We start from the raw sequence: 6,420 nt of genomic DNA on the forward strand, positions 1-6,420 counted from the left end.
AGGGTCGTCCTTCCCCGGCCAGAATTTCATCAGCGACGCTAGGGACGCTAAGTTCGTGACAGCTAGACTGCCCGCCCAAACACCCTGCCTAAACAGCTCCTTGCACGCGGAAACCTCATCCCCCTTCTCCTTAACCACCTCTTCTACAACCAGGGTGAAGAGGATCTTAGGGACGATAATGTGAACGGAAGGCGCGAAAGCCTTCTGAAGCTTGAAGCCCAGCTTAGCCAGCTCTCGGCTCATACCGAGACCTTAAGCCTAAGCTCTCTTATGTACCTTTTCCAGTAAAGTCGATCCACGATCATCCTAACCCTGCCGTAGGGGATGCCGAGCTCCCTCGCGATCTCGCCCACACCCCTCTTCCCGTCGCAGAGCTTCAGAACGAGCTTCTCATCCTCGCTCAACTCAACCCCCATAGCGGCAACCGGCGCGGGTACGGGGACCACGTCGAATGGCGGTGCTGCTCTAGCTGCCTCTTCAACAGCCCTCCGTGGAGCTTCGATTCCCAGCAGCCACGCTTTCAGCTCTCCAATTCCCTCTCCCTTTGCGGCTGAGACAGGGAAGAACTCGAACTTGAATCGTTGGGCCAGCGTCTTCAACTCGCTGGTCCTCTCTCGCGGAGCCACATCTGCCTTCGACATCACGAGGGCTCTCCTGGGAGCCCCTGCTACGAGAGCCAACGCTCTCCCGTCGACTCGCGACGGCTGCGCCCCATCGACAACCACGATTCCAGCGTACAGCTGCCAGGAAGGCCTGGAGAGGACCAGCTCGCTAAGCGCCTCCGGTTTGCCGCAGATCTCGGCGACCTGCAGCCCGGAGGCAAGCTCGTAGACCCTGTAGAGCTTGACCTCGGAGAAGTCGACATCCAACTCGGGGAAAAGGGCCTTAATGAGCGTGGACTTACCCGAACCTCGGGACCCCGTCACGACGATTACAGGCGGCACAACTCCCCGTTGTGAGGACGCGCTTGGCTCTTATTTCCCTATCGTTCCTCTTAGGCTCTAACAACGACTTTTACCTGACTCCTATCCAAAGCTTTCGAGAACGCTTCGAGGGCTCCGTCCAACCCCTCGACGGTGTGAGTGATAACCGGCCTCACTACCCCCTTTTCCAGCAGGCGTATCGCTTCATCGAAGTCCTCGAAGTTCCCGCAGCGCGTGCCGACGATCCTCGCCTCCTTCACGACCGCTCTCGTCGCGTTCACCCTGCCCGGGCTGCCAGGGGTCGACTTGAGGTGGATAACCCCCCTCGGCCTCACGACCTCGACAGCGAGGTTGAGCGCATCCGGGTCTCCGGAAACCTCGAAGACCGCGTCGAAGCCTAAGCCGCCCCTCGTCCGCTCGGCGGCGTACCGGCCGGCCTCGCTGACCGCTACCACCTCTCCGGCGTATCGTTCGACGAGCTTGAGCTTCGGGCTATCGGGTCTCGCAAACACGACTGGCTCAAAGCCCTTCCAGCGCAGCAGCTGGAGTAGGAGTAGAGCGAGGTTCCCCGTCCCAATCACGGCTACGCTGCCGCTCGGGTCCGGAGGGGCTTGCCTCAGGGCGTTGATTAAGGCGGCGAGCGGCTCAACTTCGGTTGCCACGATCGGGTCCAGCCCCTCGACCCTGTGGAGCGCCTCGATGGGCGCGACGAAAAGCTCAGCCAGCGCCCCGTCGAAATCGATCCCCAGCGTCCTCTTGCTGGGGCAGTGCGTGTAGAGCCCGGTCTTGCAAGCGGGGCAGCGCCAGCAGGGGAAGTTTATCTCGGGGACCACGAGCTTGTTCCGCAGCTCGGGTGGCCCCTCGACAACGTGGCCCGCCGCCTCGTGACCGGGGATGAGCGGCCTCTTGAACAGCGGGTACGCCCCGGTGTAGAAGGCCTTGTCGGTGCCGCAGATACCGACGGCCGCTGTTCTGATGAGCGCCCAGCCGGGTGGCGGGAGGGGGTCTGCGACCTCCTCGATCCTCAGATCCCTCGGCCCGTGCAGGACAGCGGCTCTCATACCGTCACCCGAGGCCGGCGAGCAGCTTTAGCAGGGGCAGCCGCTCCGCTGTTGCCGAGTCGATGAGGTCCCAGATCACGCCCCTCGGCCGCTTGAGCCCGCCCTCCGTCCTGATCAGCTGGCTCGGCGTAGCTATGTAGTCTACCGGTGCGTCATGGAGCTCCATTGGAACCCCCTCGACCAGCTGCAGGTCGTGGACGAGGGTGACCACGGGGGTGCTCTCGCTGATCGCGCCCAGCTCCCTCAGCACGGCGTACTCGAGGTCGTGCTGCCCATCGCCCTTGCCGAGCCGCCCTCCACGCCTATCGACGGCCACGCTGCCGAAGACTACGAGATCCACGCTCACGTTGTCGAGAACCTTCACCCTGTTACCGTAGGTAACCGCTCCCCGAGGAGTTGCGGCAGCCTGTAAAGCGCGTTGCGGCACGCTCCTCCCGTCTAGGATGGCGAAGCCCCTAAAACCCGGGACCATCATTACCAGCAGCTTACCCGCGCGCAGTACCTCCTCCCTCAAGGGTTGAAGGGAGGGGTCCGCGCTCGCGTAGACGACGTCGGCCTCCCGGAAGAAGTCCCTCCTTGAAACCTTCATCGCAGCTACCCTGGAGCCGGAGAAGATGGGTATCTTTCCACGGCTGGGCCTAGGCGTTGCAACGCGGTGCTCATCAAGCCTCCTCCACACCTCCTCTCTCAAGTCCGCCTTAAGCCTCGCAACGCTCATGTGCATCTACCCCCTGGTCGTGGGTAAATAAATGTGTGAACCGTCGTCGAGCAGCGGAGGGGGGTGGAACACCCGTTTTTGAATAGATCATACAGCTGTAGGAAAACCGCGGGAAGCCTCCTCTTAAACCCTCACCCCTAGTAGTGTCCCATGCCTCGGAAGAGGCACAAGATCGAGCCTCGCTCTGAGCCTCGCACTCAGATTGTGAGTTTCCACGTGCCGAAGGCTTTGTTGGAGGCTTTGGATCGATTGGTGGAGATTGGCGTTTTCAACAACCGGAGTGAAGCCATACGGACAGCCCTCTTCAACCTCCTCCGAGAACACAGAGACGTAATCGAGAAAAGGCAGCTAACAGTAGGGTACAGGTAGGTCAAGAAGCCCCACCGAGTTTTGGCTCGAAGCATCAAGCTTATTTTTGGGCTCTAATCCGCGCCCACCGGGGGTGCAGCGTAGCCCGAGTTCCGTCTCGCTCTACTCGCCTAGCTCCACCTCAACTCTGACGCTGGTAACCCCCTCAGGGGGTGGTGGGACGATGTCCCCCTCGATCGCTCTCCCCTCGACCCTGATCGATCTAACCTTGTTCCCCCTCCCCACCCGCTTGACGTCAATGTGGTAGGTGACGCCTCGGAAGACCCTGGTCATCCTAAAGCCGCTCCAGTCCTCTGGGATGCAGGGCGCGATCTTCAGCCCGTTGTAGCAGGGCCTTACACCCAGGATCCACTGGGTCACAGCGACGTACATCCAGGACGCTGTTCCGGTCAACCAGCTGTTCCTCGACAACCCGTACATCGGGTGCTCCGGGGCAGCCGTGTTCTGCGAGTACACGTAGGGCTCCGCTCTCATTGTGTCGAAGTCCCTCCTCGCGAGGGGTAGTGTCTGCCGGTAGATGCGGTAGGCGACCTCAGCCAAACCCAGCTTCGCTGCCGCAATGATGGCCCACGCGTTCGCGTGGTTGAAGATTCCACCGTTCTCCTTGAGGCCCGGCGGGTAGGTCGCCGTTCCACCGAAGCGGTCGAGGCTCTCGTAGTCGACCTCGTCGGGACCAGACTTCTTGCTGTTGATCGGATCCCTCATCAACCTCAGCCCGAGCGGTGTACCGAGGTGCTTCACAGCGCTCAGCAGCGCCATCTTCTCCCTCTCGGGGTCGCCCAGCTCTGCGATCGCTGCCCAAGCCTGCGTTATGAGGCTGACCCAGTGGTACCTTTCCCCCTTCGCGCCGACGGGCCTGCCCTTATCGTCGAAGGCTCTCAAGTACCACTCGCCGTCCCAGGCGACCCGGTTGATGACCTCCGCCATCTCCCTGTGGAGCTTCTCGAAGCGCTCCGCCCCCTCAACATCTCCACGGGCTCTGCAGAGCTCGGCTAACTCGAGCAGCACCCTGCACAGTAGCATTCCCGTCCAGACGCTCTCCGCCGTCTCAGAGCCGTGGTCGAGGTTTAACGTGTCGTCCCAGTCCGCGAAGCCGATCAGTGGGAGGCCGTGCGGCCCCCTCTTCCGCAGAGTGTAATCGATCGCCCTAAGGATGTGCTCCCACACGCTGGCCCCGCTCTTGTCGTCCTGGAAGGGCACCACCTCCTCCAGGAAGCTGAAGTCCCCCGTCTCCTTCACGTAGTTGCACGTAGCGTAGACGAGCCAGAGGTGGTCGTCGCTGAACCACTGCGGCCTCCAGGGCATTTCAACCGCGTGGCCCATGCTCCCCTCCCCGGTGAGCGGGAAAACGAGGTGCCAGGTGTGCCCATCCTTGAACTGTAGCTCCCAGAGGGTCCGGAGCACCCGCCTCACCTGCCGCGGCTCCGCGTGGACGACCCCGAGCGTGTCCTGGGCCGTATCCCTCGTTCCGATGCCCCTCGCGAGGCCGGTGTAGTAGTAGGAGACGAAGCGGGACCAGTAGAGGCACGCTCGGCACTGTATCGCGTTCCAGTAGTTGATCATAGCGTTCAGCTCCTCATCGGGCGTTTCAACGCGCAGCTTGCCGAGGTACTGGCTCCAGTCCTTTTTCAAGTCCTCGAAGCTCCTCCATACGTTCTCCAAGCTCCTATAGTAGTTGACGGTCTCGGGGATGAGCTCGGGCCTATCGGTGATGCCGAGGATGTACACGATCGTCTTCGCCTCGCCCGGCTTCAGCTCCACGCGGTGGCTGAGGGACGCAATGTTGTTGCCCCTTGACGCCAGGCTGAAGGCCGGCGAACCCACCACGACGACTTGAGGCTTCGAGAGGTCACCCCCAGGCCCGATGAAGGTCTCCCTGTCCGTGTCGTAGCCGTCGGGTGGCTCGCTGCTGGCGAAGAAGGTTCGCGTGGGCCTGAAGTGGACCCCAGCGACTATGATCCCGTCCTTCACGTAGCTGAAGACTATCTGCTGCGCCCAGTCGAGGTTCGTCTGGTCGGCGGTCGCGTCCCAGTAGCAGAGCTCCTCGTACGTCCAGACCCTGAGCCTCCTCGGTCTATCGCTCTCGTTCCTGAGCTCCAGCACGTGCAGCTCGACGGGGCAGTCTGGGTGGGGAGGGTTGGGCGGCACGAAGTACAGGATGGAGGCTCTCACGCCCTTGTAGAGGCTGCTGATCCTAGTGTAGCCGGGCCCGTGCCTGCACTCGTACCAGTCCAATTCCCTCTTCACGGGCTGCCACGTTGGGCTCCAGAACTCGCCGGTATCCTCGTCTCGAAGGTAGACGTAGTGGCCCGGTTGATCGTCGGGCACGGAGTTGTAGCGGTACCTTGTCACACGCCTGCTCCTCGCGTCCCTGTCGAAGGAGTAGCCGCCGCCCGTGTTCGAAACGAAGCCGCCGTAGCCCCCCTGCCCGATGTAGTTGATCCAGGGTGACGGAGTGTCGGGCCTCGTGATGACGTACTCCCCTGTTCCCCTGTCGAAGAAGCCGTACGGTTGCAGCGTGAGGGGGCACTCGCTGAAGAACGTGTTGAAGACCCGCCTAGCCCACTCCACCTCCCGCTCGGGTAGGCGGGAAAGCACCTCCAAGCCCATAAGCCTCTTAGCCACCGCTGACGGCGAGTTGTAGTAGTGCGAGTTCAACACCTCGAACCTCCACCGATCTTCAACGACTCCAGCGCGCTCCCGCGGCTCAACCCCAACAATGTTCCCGCTCTCGTCGCGAATAAGGCGCGCTTCAACAGCCCACGCGAGACCACCCCCCTTGTAGAACTCAACCCTCACGAACTCGCCTCTATCATCTACACCAGCAAAGGCGAACGCCTCATCTGCTAGCTCTCGCGCAACCAGTCGGAGAAACGCCTTAACCTTTACCTGCTCGTCGGGCTTCCACAACGAGTCCATAGCTGAATCAGCTGTAAAGCTGAAGATTAACTTTTCGTCCATCAGAAAGAAGCGAATTAAAACTCTTCACAGACTTAACGCACCTTTCGCGCTCTATGAAGTCATTTTCAAACCACTTACATTATTTTTCAATTTAATAAACTTTCAATTACTTACTCTTATGATCGAGGTTTAGTCAACGTACATCTGACAGTTGTAGCAGTACCACCGCTGGTATTGGGGTATCCAAACGGCTGGCTTCCCGCAGTAGGGGCAGATTTTCTCCTCTTTCTTCCTTAGAAAGGGTATACTGATGCGTGGCGCGGATGGTTGAGCTGCCGGAGCTGCGGGAGGGGTAACCGCTGGCTGGGTCGCCGCGGCGGGAAGCTCGACTTTCTCCTTGAGGAGGACGATATCCTTCACAGCTGCAATCTTATCGGAGGGGATTTCC

Annotated in this window: 7 protein-coding genes; 1 reads left to right on the forward strand and 6 read right to left on the reverse strand. The window is 60.9% G+C overall.

Going from position 1 to position 6,420, the window contains the following annotated elements; translation table 11 throughout:
- The 4 genes from QXF46_08960 to QXF46_08975 all read right to left on the reverse strand — a co-directional run.
- A partial coding sequence (locus tag QXF46_08960) for a hypothetical protein (GenBank protein ID MEM0226988.1) occupies window positions 1–243 on the reverse strand: 243 nt, incomplete at its 3' end.
- Complete coding sequence (locus tag QXF46_08965; protein ID MEM0226989.1) at window positions 240–944, reverse strand: hypothetical protein; 705 nt, start codon at window positions 942–944, stop codon at window positions 240–242. The genes QXF46_08965 and QXF46_08960, both read right to left, overlap by 4 nt.
- A 50-nt stretch (window positions 945–994) precedes the next feature.
- Entirely contained in the window at window positions 995–1,984 is a 990-nt protein-coding gene (locus QXF46_08970) for an alcohol dehydrogenase catalytic domain-containing protein (protein MEM0226990.1), read from the reverse strand.
- Between the two features lie 4 nt (window positions 1,985–1,988).
- Window positions 1,989–2,702, reverse strand: coding sequence for a 5-formyltetrahydrofolate cyclo-ligase (locus QXF46_08975; protein ID MEM0226991.1), 714 nt, complete (start codon window positions 2,700–2,702; stop codon window positions 1,989–1,991).
- 150 nt (window positions 2,703–2,852) lie between these two features.
- On the opposite strand from QXF46_08975, the gene QXF46_08980 reads away from it, so the two are divergent.
- On the forward strand, window positions 2,853–3,071 hold the full coding sequence (locus QXF46_08980) for a ribbon-helix-helix domain-containing protein (GenBank protein ID MEM0226992.1): 219 nt from the start codon (window positions 2,853–2,855) through the stop codon (window positions 3,069–3,071).
- 102 nt (window positions 3,072–3,173) lie between these two features.
- On the opposite strand, the gene QXF46_08985 is transcribed toward QXF46_08980, so the two are convergent.
- The gene (locus QXF46_08985; protein ID MEM0226993.1) at window positions 3,174–6,032 is read right to left on the reverse strand and encodes a hypothetical protein; all 2,859 of its coding nucleotides are present in this window, start codon (window positions 6,030–6,032) and stop codon (window positions 3,174–3,176) included.
- Between the two features lie 129 nt (window positions 6,033–6,161).
- On the reverse strand, window positions 6,162–6,420 hold a 259-nt coding region (locus tag QXF46_08990), incomplete at its 5' end, for a hypothetical protein (GenBank protein MEM0226994.1).

It is taken from the genome of Thermofilaceae archaeon, from assembly GCA_038731975.1.
GTDB lineage: Archaea > Thermoproteota > Thermoprotei > Thermofilales > Thermofilaceae > JANXEW01.

Bases quoted from the DNA above. Each gene is read 5' to 3' on its own strand.
- QXF46_08970 (MEM0226990.1), bottom strand. From the start codon at position 1,984: ATGAGAGCCGCTGTCCTGCACGGGCCGAGGGATCTGAGGATCGAGGAG.
- QXF46_08980 (MEM0226992.1), top strand. From the start codon at position 2,853: ATGCCTCGGAAGAGGCACAAGATCGAGCCTCGCTCTGAGCCTCGCACT.
- QXF46_08975 (MEM0226991.1), bottom strand. From the start codon at position 2,702: ATGAGCGTTGCGAGGCTTAAGGCGGACTTGAGAGAGGAGGTGTGGAGG.
- QXF46_08985 (MEM0226993.1), bottom strand. From the start codon at position 6,032: ATGGACGAAAAGTTAATCTTCAGCTTTACAGCTGATTCAGCTATGGAC.